At 53.0% G+C, this 17,529-nt stretch carries 15 protein-coding genes; 5 read left to right on the top strand and 10 right to left on the bottom strand.

Going from position 1 to position 17,529, the window contains the following annotated elements:
- Positions 1-32: 32 nt before the first annotated feature.
- The 3 genes from efeU (at position 33) to efeB (ending at position 3,678) form a co-directional block, all read left to right on the top strand.
- On the top strand, positions 33-842 hold the full coding sequence (gene efeU, locus JDW22_RS03220; RefSeq protein WP_200521683.1) for an iron uptake transporter permease EfeU: 810 nt from the start codon (positions 33-35) through the stop codon (positions 840-842).
- 37 nt (positions 843-879) lie between these two features.
- The gene (gene efeO / locus JDW22_RS03215; RefSeq protein ID WP_200521682.1) at positions 880-2,091 is read left to right on the top strand and encodes an iron uptake system protein EfeO; all 1,212 of its coding nucleotides are present in this window, start codon (positions 880-882) and stop codon (positions 2,089-2,091) included.
- Between the two features lie 252 nt (positions 2,092-2,343).
- Positions 2,344-3,678: an iron uptake transporter deferrochelatase/peroxidase subunit gene (gene efeB, locus JDW22_RS03210; protein ID WP_200521681.1), complete on the top strand. Its 1,335-nt coding sequence runs from the start codon at positions 2,344-2,346 to the stop codon at positions 3,676-3,678.
- A 177-nt stretch (positions 3,679-3,855) separates the two neighbouring features.
- On the opposite strand, the gene waaF is transcribed toward efeB, so the two are convergent.
- On the bottom strand, positions 3,856-4,860 hold the full coding sequence (gene waaF, locus JDW22_RS03205) for a lipopolysaccharide heptosyltransferase II (protein ID WP_200521680.1): 1,005 nt from the start codon (positions 4,858-4,860) through the stop codon (positions 3,856-3,858).
- Between the two features lie 111 nt (positions 4,861-4,971).
- Between waaF and JDW22_RS03200 the strand changes: the two genes are divergently transcribed.
- Together JDW22_RS03200 and rnr are read left to right on the top strand one after the other, a co-directional pair.
- Complete coding sequence (locus tag JDW22_RS03200; RefSeq protein ID WP_200521679.1) at positions 4,972-5,289, top strand: hypothetical protein; 318 nt, start codon at positions 4,972-4,974, stop codon at positions 5,287-5,289.
- Between the two features lie 324 nt (positions 5,290-5,613).
- The gene (gene rnr, locus JDW22_RS03195) at positions 5,614-8,478 is read left to right on the top strand and encodes a ribonuclease R (protein ID WP_200521678.1); all 2,865 of its coding nucleotides are present in this window, start codon (positions 5,614-5,616) and stop codon (positions 8,476-8,478) included.
- 93 nt (positions 8,479-8,571) lie between these two features.
- On the opposite strand, the gene folD is transcribed toward rnr, so the two are convergent.
- From folD to JDW22_RS03150, 9 genes are all read right to left on the bottom strand, one after another.
- Entirely contained in the window at positions 8,572-9,429 is an 858-nt protein-coding gene (gene folD / locus JDW22_RS03190; protein ID WP_200521677.1) for a bifunctional methylenetetrahydrofolate dehydrogenase/methenyltetrahydrofolate cyclohydrolase FolD, read from the bottom strand.
- A gap of 35 nt (positions 9,430-9,464) precedes the next feature.
- Positions 9,465-9,695, bottom strand: a complete 231-nt coding sequence (locus JDW22_RS03185) for a hypothetical protein (RefSeq protein WP_200521676.1) — start codon at positions 9,693-9,695, stop codon at positions 9,465-9,467.
- A gap of 726 nt (positions 9,696-10,421) precedes the next feature.
- Positions 10,422-11,102 carry an HAD family hydrolase gene (locus JDW22_RS03180; protein WP_200521675.1) on the bottom strand — a complete coding sequence of 227 codons (681 nt, stop codon included), beginning with the start codon at positions 11,100-11,102 and terminating at the stop codon, positions 10,422-10,424.
- On the bottom strand, positions 11,099-11,770 hold the full coding sequence (gene hda / locus JDW22_RS03175) for a DnaA regulatory inactivator Hda (protein ID WP_200521966.1): 672 nt from the start codon (positions 11,768-11,770) through the stop codon (positions 11,099-11,101). The genes JDW22_RS03180 and hda overlap by 4 nt, the downstream gene beginning before the upstream one ends.
- Before the next feature lie 780 nt (positions 11,771-12,550).
- Complete coding sequence (locus JDW22_RS03170) at positions 12,551-13,888, bottom strand: sodium-dependent transporter (RefSeq protein WP_200521674.1); 1,338 nt, start codon at positions 13,886-13,888, stop codon at positions 12,551-12,553.
- Between the two features lie 101 nt (positions 13,889-13,989).
- On the bottom strand, positions 13,990-15,291 hold the full coding sequence (locus JDW22_RS03165; RefSeq protein WP_200521673.1) for a hypothetical protein: 1,302 nt from the start codon (positions 15,289-15,291) through the stop codon (positions 13,990-13,992).
- Positions 15,272-15,829: a PT domain-containing protein gene (locus JDW22_RS13560; protein ID WP_329610690.1), complete on the bottom strand. Its 558-nt coding sequence runs from the start codon at positions 15,827-15,829 to the stop codon at positions 15,272-15,274. The genes JDW22_RS03165 and JDW22_RS13560 overlap by 20 nt, the downstream gene beginning before the upstream one ends.
- Before the next feature lie 332 nt (positions 15,830-16,161).
- Positions 16,162-16,521, bottom strand: coding sequence for a hypothetical protein (locus tag JDW22_RS03155; RefSeq protein WP_200521672.1), 360 nt, complete (start codon positions 16,519-16,521; stop codon positions 16,162-16,164).
- 158 nt (positions 16,522-16,679) lie between these two features.
- A complete protein-coding gene (locus JDW22_RS03150; protein ID WP_200521671.1) occupies positions 16,680-17,483 on the bottom strand; it encodes a tetratricopeptide repeat protein in 804 nt (267 codons plus the stop codon).
- Positions 17,484-17,529 lie beyond the last annotated feature (46 nt).

The following is a 17,529-nucleotide window of genomic DNA, read 5'->3' as shown; positions in this document are numbered from 1 at the left end:
CTTCGCTATTTTTTGTAAGAATAGGAAAATTTATGTTAGTGGCGTTTCTCATCATGCTGCGTGAGGGCATTGAGGCGGCTTTGATTGTTGGCATTGTGGCTGGCTTTTTAAAGCAGTCGGGTTATTCGCACATGATGCCGAAAGTGTGGGCGGGCGTGGTGCTTGCCGCGTTGATGTGTTTGGGATTGGGCTTGTGGATTCACAATAAAACAGGCGAAATCCCGCAAAAACAACAGGAATTTGTGGTGGGCGCGCTGGGCTTGTTTGCCGTTGCGATGCTCACTTACATGGTTCTGTGGATGAAAAAAGCTTCACGCAGCCTGAAACAATCGTTGCAGCAATCGGTGAGCAGCGCGTTGCAGCGCGGCGAAGGGCATGGCTGGGCGTTGGTGAGTATGGCGTTTTTAGCCGTGGCGCGCGAAGGCTTGGAAAGCGTGTTTTTCTTGATTGCAGTGTTTAACCAAGCGCCCACCGCAGAAATGCCGCTTGGCGCGGTGTTGGGCTTGGTTGCTGCCGCCGTAATCGGCTATTTGATTTACAAAGGCGGCGTGAAAATCAATCTGGGCAAGTTTTTCCAATGGACGGGCGTGCTGCTGATTTTTGTCGCCGCAGGATTGCTGGCGGGCGCATTCCGTGCGCTGCATGAAGCGGGTGTGTGGAATATCGGGCAAACTATTGTGTTTGACAGCTCGCATATTTTGCACAACGACAGCGTGATGGGTGTGTTGATGGGCGGCTTTTTCGGCTACACCGACCACCCTGTTGTGAGCGATTTGGTCTTGTACTTTGCGTATTTGATTACTGTGTTGTACTTGTTTTTCAGGCAGCAAAAGGCAGCCTGAAACCTTTGTTTGTTTTATTTTCTTAAAGGAATGTTTTATGAAAGCAAAATATTTATCCGTTGTAACTTTGGCTGCCTTGGTTGCTTTGACCGCTTGCCAACCGCCCGAAAGCAAAAAATCCGAGCCTGCGCCTAGTGCAGCATCTGGCGCGGCTTCCCAAGCTGCTGCTTCTGCGCCCGCTGGCGAAACCCCACGCAATGCCGATGGCAGCATTTCCGTTGCTGTGAACGACCACGCTTGCGAACCGATGCAAATCACCGTGCCCAGCGGTCAAACCGTGTTCCAAATTAAAAACGACAGCACCCGCAAGCTGGAATGGGAAATCTTGAAAGGCGTGATGGTGGTGGACGAGCGCGAAAACATCGCCCCATCGCTGTCTGACAAAATGACCATTACCCTGCTACCGGGCGAATACGAAATGACTTGCGGCCTGCTCACCAACCCGCGCGGCAAGCTGATTGTTACCGACAGCGGCTTTAAAGACACCACCGATGAAGCCGCGCTGGAAAAATTGGCGCAACCACTCGGCGAATACAAAAAATACGTTCAAGGCGAAGCCAAAGAGCTGGTAACCAAAACCGAAGCCTTTGTTGCCGCCGTGAAAGCGGGCGATATTGACAAAGCCAAATCACTGTTCGCTTCCACCCGCGTGCACTACGAGCGCGTTGAGCCGATTGCCGAATTGTTTAACGAGCTAGACCCCGCCATTGACGCGCGCGAAGACGACTTCAAACTGGGCGCAAAAGATTCCATGTTCACAGGCTTCCACCGCATTGAACACGCGCTGTGGGTGCAAAAAGACGTGAAAGACGTGCAAGCCACCGCCGATAAATTGCTGGCAGACGTGAAAAAACTGCAAGCCGAAATTGATGCCTTGTCATTCCCTCTGGGCAAAGTAGTCGGCGGCGCGGCAGAATTGATTGAAGAAGTCGCCAGCAGCAAAATCACAGGCGAAGAAGACCGTTACAGCCACACTGATTTGAGCGACTTCCAAGCCAACATGGACGGTTCACAAAAAATCGTAGAGCTGTTCCGCCCACAAATCGCCGAGAAAAACCAAGCCCTGCTGGATAAAGTGGACGCGAACTTCAAAACCGTCAACGACATTTTGGCGAAATACAAAAACGCAGACGGCAGCTACGCCGACTACGAAAAACTCACCAAAGCAGACCGCAACGCCCTGCAAGTGCCCATCAACGCACTGGCAGAAGACCTAGCGCAACTGCGCGGCACCTTGGGCTTGAAATAAGCCAGCAAAGGCAGCCTGAAAAGCCCACAATTGCTTTTCAGGCTGCCTTTTCACATTTATTTTGCTAGCGCACGGCTTGCCAGCAAGCCGTAGAGACGCGAATACCGTTTTCAGGCTGCCTATTCTGTCGCGCCCGCGCCCAAATATCGCAATCGCAACGCATAAGGCAGCCTGAAACGAAGTTCAGCGTAGCTAAAAACCATTCACCCAACGCAACCGCACCATACCCCCCAACAAAAAAGGAAACCCACCATGAGCGAACAACTCCAATCCCCCAGCAAACGCACCCTATTCAAAACCGCCGCCGCTGTTGGCGCAACCCTAGCCACAGGCAGCCTAATCGCCTGCCAACAACAGCCCGCCGCCAGCCCAAGCAACAGCCCAGCCAGCGGCGCATCAAATCCCACCCCCGCCAACAACGACGCTTGCGGCGGCAGCGGACACTCCAACACCAGCATTCCCTGCCACGGCGCACACCAAGCAGGCATCGTTACCCCCGATAAAGAACAGCCCTTCGGCACGCTCTGCGCCTTTGACGTGCTCGCCAAAACGCCCAAAGAGCTGGAAAACTTCTTCCGCACGCTCACCGCCCGCATAGAGTTTCTCACCCAAGGCGGCGAAATCGCCGATATTGACGACAAACTGCCCCCGCCCAGCAGCGGCATTTTGGGCAAACAAGTGCCGCCCGACGGCTTAACGATTACCGTTGGCGTGGGCGTGAGCTTGTTTGACAACCGTTTTGGCTTGGCAAAACACAAACCGCTGCGCTTGGAAGAAATGCGCGATTTTCCCAACGACAAACTGGTTGCCGATTGGTGCGACGGCGACATCAGCCTACAAATCAGCGCATTCAGCCCCGAAACCTGCCAAAACGCCCTGCGCGACATCATCAAAAACACCAGCCACGTCGCTACAATCCGCTGGTCAATCGACGGCTGGGCACCGAAAACCGAAGCCCCCGATGCTGCCGCCCGCAACCTATTTGGCTTTCGCGACGGCACAGGCAACCCCAATATCCGCGATCCCAAAGTCGCCGACACCATGCTGTGGACAGGCATCACCGAAAACAGCCAAGACGAACCCGCATGGGCAAAAAACGGCACCTACCAAGCCATACGCATCATTCGCCAAATGGTAGAATTTTGGGACAGAACCCCCCTGCAAGAACAACAAGACATCTTCGGGCGCGCCAAATACTCCGCCGCACCGCTGGGCAAAAAACACGAACACGACGCGCCCGACTACGCCAGCGATCCGGACGGCAAACGCATTCCCAAAGACAGCCATATGCGCCTTGCCAACCCGCGCGACCCCGAGTTTTTGAAACGGCACCAGCTTTACCGCCGCCCTTATAACTACTCGCTGGGCTTGTCCACCGCCAAGCAGCTGGATGTGGGCTTGATTTTGACCATGTATCAGGCGAATTTGGCAGACGGCTTTATTTTTGTGCAAAGTCTGCTTAACGGCGAGCCGCTGGAAGAGTACATCAAGCCGTTTGGCGGCGGCTATTTCTTTGTGCTGCCCGGCTTTGAGCAAGGCGGTTATTTGGGCGACGGCTTGATTAAGCTGGTTCAACCGCAGCAGTAAGCAGTAGTATCTGAATAAAAATAGGCAGCCTGAAAGCGTAGAAATGGCGTTTTAGCTTCGCAGAAGCTCGTAAAACCCGCTTTCAGGCTGCCTTTTGATTGAAACATGGTTTTCGCTTCGCTGAAATTTGCCTTGCTCGTTTTCAGGCTGCTCTTAAACCGTCAGGCAGCCTGAAACCTACTCCTGAGCAATCGCAATCACCTTCTCAGGCAGCAATTTGGTCATGCAATCAAAATGCCCCAGCGGGCATTCGCGTTTAAAACACGGGCTGCAAGCCAAATTCAGCGTGGCAATCTTCGCCTTGTCGCTCAACGGCGGCGTGTGTTCGGGGCTGGATGAGCCGTAAATCGCCACCAGCTTGCAGCCCACCGCCGCCGCAAGGTGCATCAAGCCGCTGTCGTTGCAAAATACGGTGTCGGCGCAGGCGAGCAAATCAATCGCTTCGTCCAAGCTCGTTTTGCCGCATAAATTGGTGCACAGGCAGCCTGAAAGCCGGTTAATCTCCTCGCCCAAAGCAAAATCTTTGTGCGAGCCAAACAGCCAAATCTGATAACCGCGTTGCGCGTAATGCTGCGCCGTGGCGGCAAAGTGGCGCGGCAGCCAACGCTTCGCCACGCCGTATTCCGCGCCGTGGCAAAACGCAATCACAGGCTTGTCCAAATCCAGCCCATGCGCCGCCAACGCCGCCGCTTGGCTTGCCGCGCTAATGGTAAAACTGGGCTGCGAAGATTGCCCGTTAAACGCCGCCTGCGATTCGTGCGCCAGCGCGGTGTACCGGTCCACCATCAGCGGCAACGCCGCCTTATCCAGCTTGCGGATGTCGTTCAGCAGCCCATAACGCTGCTCGCCCACATAGCCCGTGCGCTGCCTGATGCCCGTGGCAAACGCCAAAAAACCCATTTTCAGGCTGCCTGCGGTGGCAATCACTTGGTCGTAACCGCGCTTGCCCAGCATCCGCCCCACGCGCCAACGCTCGCGCAGTTGCAACGCGCCGTGCCCGAACGGGTTGTCCAAAATCTCGTTCACCTCGTCCATGCGCCGATACACCGCTTGCGACCACTTGGGTGCAAACACATCAATCACGCAATCGGGATGCAATTCGCTCAAGCGGCGCAACATCGGCTGCGTCATCACGCAATCGCCAATCCACGACGGCGACAAAACCAGTATTTTTTTAGCCATTTCATCCTGTTTTCAAAACAAAAAACGCGCCGATTGTAGGGCGAAAAACTGCCGCGCGCAAAAGTTTCAGGCTACAATGCCGCCTTTCGTTTACCAGCCCAACCACCCAACATGACCGCCACCCGACGCTACGCCAACGCCCGCCTCACCGCCATCCGCCATATCCCGCACGAAGACAAACTGATTTTGAGCTTTGATGAACACGAAGACTGCGAGTTCACCGGCGTGGTAGATTTTTCGCTTAACGGCTTTTATCCGCACAACATTTTGTTTGATTTATACGAATACGACCTCGCCTCGCTGCCCCCGCGCATTGCCGCCGATTTCCCCAATCTGTCGTATTACATCCACAGCGGCGAAAACTGGCAGATTTTCCACCTGTCGCCGCAAGCAGGCATGGGCGGCGTGATTGTGTGCGCCACGTTTTAGCCGCAAACCAGCGTTTTAGCTTCGCTACGCAGGCTGCCTTATCGCGCATAGGCAGCCTGCGTAGCGAAGCGGAGTTGCGAAGCTAAAACCCAAATATGGAGCGGCGGCGGCTTGTCGCCAAACGGCGCATAAAACGGCACAGGCTGCAACATCGGCAAGCCGAAAACACACTATGTCTAGTTTTCAGGCTGCCTCATCCCGCAAAAACCACACTCCGCCCCCAATTCCCCTATTCAGGCAGCCTGAAACTTCCCCCGCATCCCATTTTCCGTTAAAGTACACATCTGACAAAAACCCATAATCACAACAAGGATTTACACCGAAATGGCAAAAACCAAAAACAAAACAAGTAAAACAAACAAAACAACCAAAAGCAAAAACACCAGCCTACGCGCCCAAGACCCCTATCTGGCGCGTGAACAACAAAAATACCCCCACCCCTTGCCCAGCCGCGAATGGATAATCCAGCTCCTAGAAACCGCAGGCGTGCCGCAAAAAATCCCCAGCCTCGCCCAACAGCTGTCCATCAGCGAGGGCGAATACGAATTTTTTGAACGCCGCCTCAAAGCCATGGCGCGCGACGGGCAAATTCTGATTAACCGCCGCAATCTTGTGTGCGCCGCCGAAAAATTGGAAATCGTCAAATGCCGCGTGGAAATGCACAAAGACGGCTTCGGTTTCGCCGTGCCGCTCATCCCCACGGGCGAGGGCGATTTGGTGCTGTATGAACGGCAAACGCGCGGTGTGATGAACGGCGACATCGTAACCGTGCGCCCATTGGGGCTAGACCGCCGCGGGCGGCGCGAAGGGCAGATTTTAGACATCATCGAACGCGCCCAAACGTCTATCGTGGGCCGGTTTTACTTGGAACGCGGCATCGCCGTGCTAGACCCCGAAGACAAACGCCTCACGCAAAACGTGATTTTAGAGCCCGACAGCGTGGCGCAATTTGCCCCCAGCGAAGGGCAGGTGGTGGTGGCTGAAATCACCGCCTATCCCGAAAACCATCGCCCCGCCGTTGCCCGCATCACCGAAGTGTTGGGCGATTATGCCGACAGCGGCATGGAAATTGAAATCGCACTGCGCAAACACAAATTGCCGCACGAATTCAGCGCAGGCTCCCTGAAAGCCGCCGCTAAAATCCCCGAAAAAGTGCGCCCCGGCGACCGCAAAAACCGCGTGGATTTGCGCGATTTGCCATTGGTAACCATAGACGGCGAAACCTCGCGCGATTTTGACGACGCGGTGTACGCCGAAAAAATCGGGCGCAACTATCGCCTGATTGTTGCCATCGCCGATGTGAGCCATTATGTGAAGCCCGACGATGCCATCAACCAAGACGCGCAAGAACGCGCCACCAGCGTGTATTTCCCACGCCGCGTAATCCCGATGCTGCCTGAAAATCTATCCAACGGCATTTGCTCGCTCAACCCCGATGTGGAGCGGCTGTGCATGGTGTGCGACATGGAAATCACGTTTGCCGGCAACATCAAATCCTATCGCTTCTATCCCGCCGTGATGAAATCGCACGGCAGGCTTACCTATAACCAAGTGTGGGAATGGATTAGCCAAAAAACGCAAAATCCATACAGCGAGCAGCTCAACACTTTATACAAATTATTCAAAATATTGCAGAAAAAACGCCATGCACGCGGCGCGATGGAATTTGAAACCAGCGAAACGCAAATGCTGTTCAACGACAACGGCAAAATTGACCGCATCATCCCCGTGGTGCGCAACGACGCGCATAAATTGATTGAAGAATGTATGCTGGCGGCGAACGTGTGCGCGGCGGATTTTCTGTTAAAAAACAAGCATCCCGCCCTCTATCGCAATCATGCTGGTCCTACGCCCGAAAAACTAGCCGCGCTGCGCGAACAACTGGGCTTCCTGGGCTTGAAACTGGGCGGCGGCGATAACCCCACGCCCAAAGATTATGCCGCCCTTGCCGACCAAATCGCCGAGCGCGATGACCGCGAATTGCTGCAAACCATGCTGCTGCGCTCCATGCAGCAAGCCCAATACGAGCCGCACAACGCAGGGCATTTTGGGCTGGCGTATGAGCACTACACCCATTTCACCTCGCCCATCCGCCGCTATCCCGATTTGCTGGTGCACCGCGCCATCAAAGCCGTGTTGGCGGGCACACAATACCAAGCCGACTGGCAAGCGCTCGGCGCGCATTCGTCGCATTGCGAACGCCGCGCCGACGATGCCAGCCGTGATGTGGAAAACTGGCTGAAAACCTACTATATGCGCGACAAAGTGGGCGAAGTGTTCGCGGGCAAAATCAGCGGCATGGCGAATTTTGGCATTTTTGTTACGCTGGACGACATCCACGTTGAAGGCATGGTGCACGTGAGTGATTTGGGCGAGGATTATTTCAACTACCACCCCGAAACGCTGTCGATGATAGGCGAGCGCAGCGGCGTGCAATTCAAAATGGGCGACCGCGTAGTCATCAAAGTTGCCCGCGCTGATTTGGACACCAGCAAGATTGATTTGGTGCTGGTGTCGGGCGGCGAATCGCGCTCATCGCGCAAAGCGAAAAAACAAGCGGCGAACGATAGCGGCAGCCTGAAAAAGGCACGCGGCAAGAAAGCGGCGGAAACTGCGGCTGCACCTATTGAAGGCAGCGCGGGCAAGAAATCACGCAAAGCCAAAGGCAGCCTGAAAACGAGCAACGCGAGTTTCAGCGAAGCTAAAACCGAAGGCGCCAACGAAGCTAAAACGAACCAAGCAAAAACAGCGGATGCGAAGGCAAACCAAGCCAAACAAGCCGCTAAGCCAAGCTCATCGCGCAAAGGCAAAAAGCAAGCCACGGCAGAGGATTCAGGCAGCCTGAAAGCAGCGCATAGCAATGCCAACCCGACTGCCGGCGAAAAAGCCGCCGCGTCCATTGCCACCTCAGCCGCTGACGCACCCGTTGAAAAGATTGAACCCGCCCAACAAAAGCAATCGCGCAAAGGCAAAGGCAGCCTGAAAAGCAACCAAGCCAATCGCGATGCCGCCAAAGGCAGCCTGAAAACGAGCAACGCGGGTTTCAGCGAAGCTAAAACCGAAGGCTCCAATGAAGTGAAAACGGGCAAACCGCGCCAAGCCCAAAACCAAGCCGCGCCCGCCCCATCCGCCACGGGCACGCTCAAAATGGTCAATGGCAAAATCACCCTTGTGAAAAAGAAAAAATAGGCAGCCTGAAAACCCAAAACGGCACAGAATTCATCCTGTGCCGTTTTTTATTTGGGCTGCGCCAAACGCGCTTGCTCCGTTTCAACCTTGTTTTCAGGCTGCCTCATGCGTTTGCGCCGCCTGCAACGTATTCTCCAACAAACTCGCAATCGTCATCGGGCCCACCCCACCGGGTACAGGCGTAATCGCAAACGCGCGTTCTTTCGCCGCCGCAAATTCCACATCGCCGCACAGCGAGCCATCCTCCAAGCGGTTGATGCCCACATCAATCACCGTCGCATTCGGCTTAATCCACGCGCCTTTAATAAAATTCGGCTTGCCCACCGCCACAATCAAAATATCCGCCGTTGCCACTTCCAACGCCAAATTTTCCGTAAAACGGTGGCAAACCGTAGGCGTGCCGCCCGCCAGCATAATCTCCAACGCCATCGGCCGCCCCACAATATTCGACGCGCCCACAATCGTAACCTTTTTGCCTTTCACCGGAATTTGATACGCATTGAGCAGCGTAATCACCCCCTTGGGCGTGCACGGACGCAGCGTGGGCATCCGTTGCAGCAGCCGCCCCACGTTGTAAGGATGAAAACCGTCCACATCCTTGTCGGGATGAATGCGCTCCAACACCTCTTGGCTGTTGATATGCGGCGGCAAAGGCAGCTGCACCAAAATCCCATCCACATCATCTTGCGCGTTCAACGTGTCAATCAACGCCAGCAGTTCCGCTTCGCTGGTGTGCTCGGGCAAAATATGCGAAAACGATTGAAAGCCCACCTTGTCGCAGGCGCGTTGCTTATTGCGAACATAAACCGCGCTGGCAGGATTTTCGCCCACCAAAATAACCGCCAAACCCGGGGCGCGTTTGCCTTCGGTTTGGCGTTGTTGCACTTGCTCGCTGATGCGTTGCAAGCATTGCTCGGAAACTTCTTTGCCGTTGATGATTTGAGCCGTCATGGGGTTGCTTTCGTTGTCGTAAAAAGAAAGGCTTATTATCGCATTTTTACAAATGGGTTTACAAATAGCGGCAATGAGGCAGCCTGAAAGCCGAAGGCTTCAACGAAGTTAAAACGAGCAACGCGAGTTTCAGCGAAGCCAAAACAATGGGCAGGGATGATTTTCAGGCTGCCGCCGAAGTTTCGCCAAGGCTTTGCCTGGATATTGAAAATGCCCAATTCGCTGTTTTTAGATTTTTTATTCTTGTTTGTTTTAAAATTTTCCAAAATTAGTTTTGTTTAAAATCAAAAGATTGCATTTATTTTACAAAATAATAATAACTATCATTTGCATAAAGAAACGAAAAAGCGTACTATTCGTTTCACCAACTACACGGCAACAGAAATTGTTCGCAAACTTTGCTGCTGTGTAGTCCATTTGGTAGTGGTTTGTGTTCCTTTTGTGCCCCCGTTGAAAAACGTGGGGCAATTTTTTTGTGGCTGCGCTGTTGCGTGGCGCAGCGATTGGAATAAAAGTTTTAGAAATTGATTTTGAAATTTGCTGATTATTGGCGTTTTTTGTTTTAAATCCATTAATTTTTAAAATTAAATGGCTGCTTGCTATTTTGGCTTGTCAAGATTTGTAAGCAGGGATAGAATTCGGCTTACATTGAATTACAAAAATAAAAAATAACAGACGAGAAATATTCAACCTATTCGGTGCGGGTTTCGTGCAAGCGAAACTGTGTGCTAAATCGCTTTGCTGTGCTGCTTTTTCTCTCCTTTCGGGCAGCATGGCAGGGGCAGGCGAGAGCCTGCATTGTTTGTGAAGCGTAAAATCTCTGATTGAGGTATTTGTGGCAGCTCTTTTTGAGCTGCCTTTTTTTGTTTTCAGGCTGCCTATGCGGGGGAAGGCAGCCTGAAAACTCAATCATCCGGCAAAAAACCGTTTGGCAGAGCACCAAACGGTTTTGCTTTTTCAGACTGCCGCCGGCTTTTGCACAGTGCGGGTTTTCAGGCTGCCTCATCAAACCGCAACACCGCCCAGCCATGCGCTTGGGCGTGTGCCAGCAAGGTTGCGTCGGGATTAACGGCAACGGGTTCGTCCACAAGGTTCAGCAGCGGCAAGTCGTTTTGCGAATCGCTGTAAAAATAGGTTTTGCCGTAGCTGGCAAGGGTTTCGCCCCGCGCGGCGAGCCATTGGTTGAGGCGGGTGATTTTGCCTTCTTGCAGGCTGGGCGTGCCAACGATGTTGCCTGTAAACAAGCCGTTGGCATCGGTTTCTAGCTGCGTGCCGATGATGTTATCAATGCCGAAGATTTGTTGGCAGATGGGGGCGATGATGTATTCGTTGGTGGACGAGATAACCAGCAATTCGTCGCCTGCGCGGCGGTGTTGGTTTACCAAGTCTTTGGCGGCTTGGCTGGCATGGGGGGCGATGTATTGTGCTTGGAATGTTTGGTGCAATTTGTTGCGCTGCTCGGGGGTAAGCTGGGCGATGGGGCTGATTTGAAAGCGGACGAAATCGGCAACGTTGAGGCAGCCTGAAAGGTAGTCTTGATAGAATTTTTCGTTTTGCGCGGTGGCGTAGTCGGCATCCAGCAGCCCTTGTTCTATCAGGAATTTGGGGAAGGCGTTGTCGCTGTCTGTGTTGATGAGGGTGTGGTCTAAATCAAAGATGGCGAGGTTTTTCATGGGCGGGTTTTCTGTTGTTTGAGCAGGCGGCGCAGCAGGGGTAGGGTGATGGGCTTGCCTTGGCTGATGGAATAGTTGGCAAGGTCGTTGAACATGGTAATCAGGCTGCCGAGATCTTGCCGCCAATGGTCTAGCAGGTATTGGTAGATGCCGGGGTCGATGTTGAGCTGGCGGGTTTTTGCCATGTTGGTGAGCGCGGTAATTTTTTCTTCGCGGCTGAGCGATTTGACTTCATAGGCGAGGCAGTATGCCATGCGGGTACGCAAATCTTCGCGCAGGTGGAGTTTGCTGGGCGGGGTGTCGGCGGAAAGCAGCAGATGCCCGTGTTTGCTGTTGCGAAAGTGGTTGAAGATGTAGAACAGGGTGGCTTGCTCGGCATCGTTGAGTTTTTCTATTTGGTCGATGGCGACGAAATCGGCTTGCACGGCGCTGTCGGTGAGCGGGGTGGTGCCTGCGTCGATGTATACGGCAGTTTGCCAGTTTTGCAGGGCTTGCCCCACCCATGCTTGCAGGATGTGGCTTTTGCCTGAGCCTTGCTCGCCCCAGATGTAGAGGAATTGGTCGTGCTCTTGTTGCAGGATGTAGATGAGCTCGGCGTTGGCGTTGCCGAGCAGTTTGTCGAAACGGGGATAGGCGGGGTCGTTGAAATCGAAGGCGGTTTGTTGCACGGTGGGATGGGGTGTTTGCAAGATGGTGGGATGGGGGATTGTAATGTTTTGTGAAGGGGGGTGCAAAGGTTTCAGGCTGCCTTTGGGGTGGGCAGCCTGAAAATGGGTTGGGATGTGTTTTAGGCTGCCTTTTTATTCCAGCCAGTGCACGGCTTGCAAGCAAGCCGTAGGGGGCGCGGATTGGCGTTTCAGGCTGCCCAAGCATTTGTGCTCGCGGTTAGGCAGCCTGAAAGTTTGGTTGGTGCTTTGTGGTTGGTATTTGCGTAGTCTTAACCATGCGCTTCATGCCAGCGGGGCACTTACTTTTCTTTGCTTCGCCAAAGAAAAGTAAGCAAAAGAAAGGCAACCCCGACGTGCAGGTCTGCTTCGCAGACTTCCCTTACTCCGCATCCTTTTTTCGGCGCGTGCGAACTAGCCGCACTTCGTGCGTCGTCGAACAAGCGCACGCTTTTTCCCGAAAAAAGGATGCTTCGTTCGGCTGGACGTAGGGGAGATGGTAGTAGCATCAACCAAATATGATGGGATTAAGCAGCCTGAAACCCAATCTATCCATTAAAAAACTGTTTGGCAGAACGCTAAACGGTTTTATTTTTCAGGCTGCCTTAGGCTGTTAAGGCAGCCTGAAAATATGGAACGGGTAGGGAGTGTTGGGTATTTTTGTTGAGTGGATTGAGTTTCAGGCTGCCTTAAACGGCGTGCGCAGCAAAGCTGCACACCCTACGATTGTTCTGTTTAACCATAAATTTCAGGCTGCCTTAATCATCCAAGGCAGCCTGAAACTTAAATCCACCCCAACGTATTCGCAAACACCAGCAAAATTGCAATCGGCGCAACATAGCGCACGGCGGCGTGCCAAATGCGGGCGATAACGGGCGGCAAATCGCTGCCGAGTATCATGTGCTGCAACACGGTTTCGCGCTTCAACACCCAGCCCACCAGCACGCAAACTGCCAGCGAGCTCAGCGGCATAATCCACGAAGTAATCAAGTAATCCCACAAATCAAACACCGTTTTGCCGAGAATTTTGAATTCCGCCAGCGCGCCAAACGACAGCGCGGAAGGAATGCCCACGATAAAAATTGCCACGCCCGCCATCCACGAAATGCGGCGGCGGCAATGCGGCTGCTTTTGCACAAAATAAGCAATGGCGGTTTCCAGCATGGAAAACGCGGATGTGAGCGTGGCAAACGCCACCAGCACCATAAACACGGCAAACAGCAGCGTGCCGAACGGCATTTTTTGGAACACGGCGGGCAGCACGATAAAAATCAGGCTGGGGCCGGCATCGGGCTTAAAGCCCAGCGCGAACACGGCGGGGAAAATCACCAAGCCCGCCAGCAAAGAAACCAGCATATTCAACCACATAATGCTGTTTGCCGAGCGGAACAGGTCTTGCTTGTTATCCAAATACGAAGCGTAAGTCATCATGGTGGACACGCCTAGGCTGAGCGCGAAAAACGCTTGCCCCAGCGCGGTGAGCCATGTGGCGGGGGTTACTGCGCTGAAATCGGGTTGCAGCAAAAATTTCACGCCCACCATCGCGTTGGGCAGCGTGAGCGAGCGCACGGCTAACACCAAAAACATGATAAATAACAAGGGCATCAGGTATTTATTGGCGCGTTCAATGCCAGACGATACGCCGTTTTGCACCACCCAAATGGTTACCAGCATAAAGGCAGCCTGAAACCCCAAAACCATCGCGGGATTGCTGATGGTGCTGCCAAACAGCGCGGCAAAATCGGTGGTGGGTGTAATCGCGCCGCTGATGGCGTGCCAAACGTAGGCAAACACCCAGCCGCCCACCACGCTGTAAAACGACAGCAGCACGAAACACGCCGCCATGCCCATGCGCCCAATCCACGCCCAAGCGGGATGCGGCGCGATTTCTGTGAGCGCGTTCACGGGGTTTTTGCCGGTTTTGCGCCCGATAAAAAATTCTGCCAGCAACACGGGCAAGCCCACGAGCAGGGTAAACAACAGAAAAATCAGAAAAAACACCGCGCCGCCGTTGGTGCCTGCGGTGTAGGGGAATTTCCAGATTGCGCCTAAACCAATGGCGGAACCTGCGGCAGATAGGATGAAGCCGAGTTTGGATGTCCAAGTGGATGGGGATGACATGGGTTGTCCTTTATGCTGATAAAAACGTTTTCAGGCTGCCTCAAAGCGTTTAAGGCAGCCTGAAATCGGGCGCGATTTTAGCAATTTTTTACAAACTTTGCTTATTCTTCATCATCGGCATCGGCTATTTCGTTGACCTCCATTTGCTCGGCGATATGGTTTAAATCTAGCTCGGCGCGGTTTTCAGGCAGTCTGAAAATAATCGGCAGCTCGGAAATGCCGTTTTCGCCGTTGGGATAGGCATAGCTGCGGCTGTTGCTGCGGTGGATGATTTGGGTATCAAATTCCATGTGCACCACTTGCGTTTTGACTTCATCGGGCAGCTTAATCAGCTTATCGTAGGCGGCAAACAGCAGGCGATTGCGTTCCAGCTTCAATTCGTCCAATTGTTCCATTTGCTTGGCTTTGCGTTTGAACAGCTTATCCATCAAGCCTTCGGGTTTATCAACCAATCTTTGCTGCGCTTCAATCGCCGCTTGGCGCTTGCGGTATTCTTTAATATGCGTTTGGGTAACATCGCATGCGTATTGCGGGAAGGCGCGGATTTTGGCGTTGTTTTGCTGCACATCGTTCCATTCCAGCTGGGTGAACACATCGGCGCGGCGTTTTTCCAAGAAAGTAGCATAGGCAACCAATTGCCCGAAGAGTTCTTCAGCCTGGGCGTTCATCAGCAGCGCAGGTTGGGTTTGGAAATCTTGAAACGCGCCGATGATGCTGGCAAATAGCTGGCGCATACTCACATACAAATAATCAAATTCTTCTTCGCAATTGGGCAGACGGCGAATCATGTCGCTAAACCGTTGCAAAATGCCTGCTTTAAGCTCAATGGCGTATTGCGACAGCCGTTGCGCCACTTCTTTGTTGATGCTGCCCGATGAAGCATCAAACGGCGCAAACAGCAGCGGGATTAACGTGTTTTCGTGAAAGCCATCCAGCTCATCCATAAAATCAATAATCACTTGGCGCACATTGCCGCTGATGGTGATGATAAAGTTGATTTGCTTGCGAAACGCGGCATCCACTTGCGGATTATTGTTTTGCAACAGCGCGCTGTTGACCGCCGTGCCGTTGAGCAGCAATGTGCCGCCATAGAGTTTGTCTTCCTGCAAAAAGCGGCGGATGGTGAACGGGTTGGCGCCGTATGCCACCATGGGTGCGACCACAAACCAATAGCTGGATGCGCGCACGATTTCTAGCTGGCGGGTGCGCTGCTCTTGGCGCAGAAAATCGTTGATTAGCGGGCTGGGCGATTCGGCAAGCTGGCGGTTGCGCATGGTTTTAAACCAAAAGCCCAGCAGTTGTTGTTTCAGATAAATTTCGTTGATAAAGACTTTAACCGCGTTGGTGTGCAGCTTGCGGGCGTTTTCGGGCAGGATAAGCTCTTTATTTGCGGCGGATTTCATCGGCAGCGGCGTAGATAAACGCGCTGTGCAGCTTTTGTTTCCATTTTTGTTGTTCCAAATCGCCACGGGTGTTGGCTTCGGCGATTTGTTCCAAAATGTTTTCTAAAAAATCGGCAATTTTGACGGTTTCGGCATAGCCGCGCAGTTTTTCCATGCTGTTTTGGATGTTTACGCCCAAAATTTTGACGATTTTGAGCTTGGCGGGAATGCTGGCGACAAATTGCTCAAAGGTTTGCTCATTGGCATCTTGAAAAATAAATTTTTTGGCTTCGGCGTGCCATGTGATGCCCATGCGGCTTAATAGCTGCTGGATAACATTGCTGCGGTCTTGCGGCGAGAGCGTGGCGAACACTTCATGCAGGTGTTGTTGCCAAAAGACATCGAGTTTGGGGTCGATTTGGGTGATTTGGGCGCGGACGGGGTAGGGGATATAGTCAGCGGGATAGGCTATGCGCTGCGTTGGTTGGTTGGTTGGTTGGTTGGTTGGTTGGTTGGTTGGTTGGTTGGTTGGTTGGTTGGTTGGTTGGTTGGTTGGCACGATTATGTTCCTAATGGTGAAGTCAAGTGATTTTACGGGATGCAAACAAAGATTTACGTTTCAGGCAGCCTGAAAACGGGAAGCCGGCGCATGAAAATTCGGGCATGGCTGCCCGATGAGTTGGTTGGCTGCTGCTTTGAACGTAAACGGATTTTAACAAAAAAGGCAGCCTGAAACGCTTTTTTAACGGTTTCAGGCTGCCTGATGTTTGATTATCACAACAGGGCTGGCAGGCATGATAAACAGATATGGTTGGCAAGATTTGTGCCGGCGCGGCAAAAGGCAGCCTGAAACGGCTAAATGTGCGTTTCAGGCTGCCTTTTATCTGCGGGTTAATCGCGCCAAGGGCTGGGCACGCGGATGCGGGTGTAGCTGCCGTGTCGGGACGTGCGCTCTTGGTAGTCGAAGCGTTGCTCGGTGCGGTCGTTGCGCTCGAATTGGCGCGAGCGTTGCCCCATTTGTTCACGGTTGCGCTGCATGCGCTGTTCCAAGGTTTGCCCGTGTTCCATGCGCTGATGATGCTCTTGCATACGGTTGTCGCCTGCGCGGTGCATATCAAAATGTTCGCGGTGCATTTCGCCTGCTGGGTGATGCCCGTGAAAGCCTGCGCTGCCCACGCCATCGGTGACCACGCAGCCTGAAAGCAGGGCGGCGGCGAGGGCGAGGCTGGCGATGTGTTTGTGAGAAATCATGTATTGCTCCTTGCGGTAAAAAAGGCGGCTTTATACGGGATTGCGCGGGCGGCGTATAGCGGGGTTGTGCAAAAATGGGTGGGCGGTGGGTAAAGAATGTTAAGGCAGCCTGAAAACAGGAAAACTCGTTTTCAGGCTGCCCTCATGCAATGGGCTATTTAACGAATGCCATTGTTTTTTAACGCTTCTAGATTATCGCGGGCATCTGCTTTGGTTTCAGCATTCTCTGGTGTATCAGGCTGCGCCAGCACTTTTTGAAACCATGCTTTGGCTTGTTGGGGATTTTTTGCCACGCCAATACCGTCTGCATACATTATGCCTAAATTATCTTGCGCCCGAGCATCGCCTTGCTGCGCCGCTTTTTGCCACCATGCTTTTGCCTGCTGATAACTTTGTGCCACGCCACGACCTTCCGCATACATCACGCCCAAATTAGTTTGCGCCCGAACATCGCCTTGCTGCGCTGCTTTTTGATACCACGCCACGGCTTGTTTATCGTTTTTTGCCACACCGCGACCGTTGGCATACAGTAAACCTAAACTGGATTGCGCCCCAGCGTGCCCTTGCTGCGCTGCCTTTTGATACCACACAGCGGCTTGCTTATCATTTCGCGCCACGCCGCGACCGTTTTCATACATTAAAGCCAAATTGACTTGTGCCAAAGCAAACCCTTGCTGCGCTGCTTTTTGATACCACGCCACAGCTTGTTTATCGTTTTGCGCCACGCCAAGACCTTTTTCATACATCAAGCCCAAATTGTTTTGCGAACTGGCGTTGCCCTGTTGGGCAAGCGGTTGCAATAAACGAAAGGCTTGCTTGTAATTGCCTGCGTCATAAGCGGCATTGGCTTGTTGGAATTGCGCTTCGTTGTCCGCCCATGCAGGTGCAGCGCAAGCCAATAGCAACGTTGCCAAAGCGGCATTGAATGGTTTAAACAATTTTCGGGTAGGGGTAAACATCATTTTGCTTGTCTCGTTGATAAAAATTAGGCGGTATTTTGCCGCCATT

Origin of the sequence: Kingella bonacorsii (genome assembly GCF_016623605.1) — a bacterium.
GTDB lineage: Bacteria > Pseudomonadota > Gammaproteobacteria > Burkholderiales > Neisseriaceae > Kingella_B > Kingella_B oralis.
The sequence above is the reverse complement of the archived record's forward strand: the minus strand, read 5'-3'. Positions and strand labels throughout refer to the sequence as shown.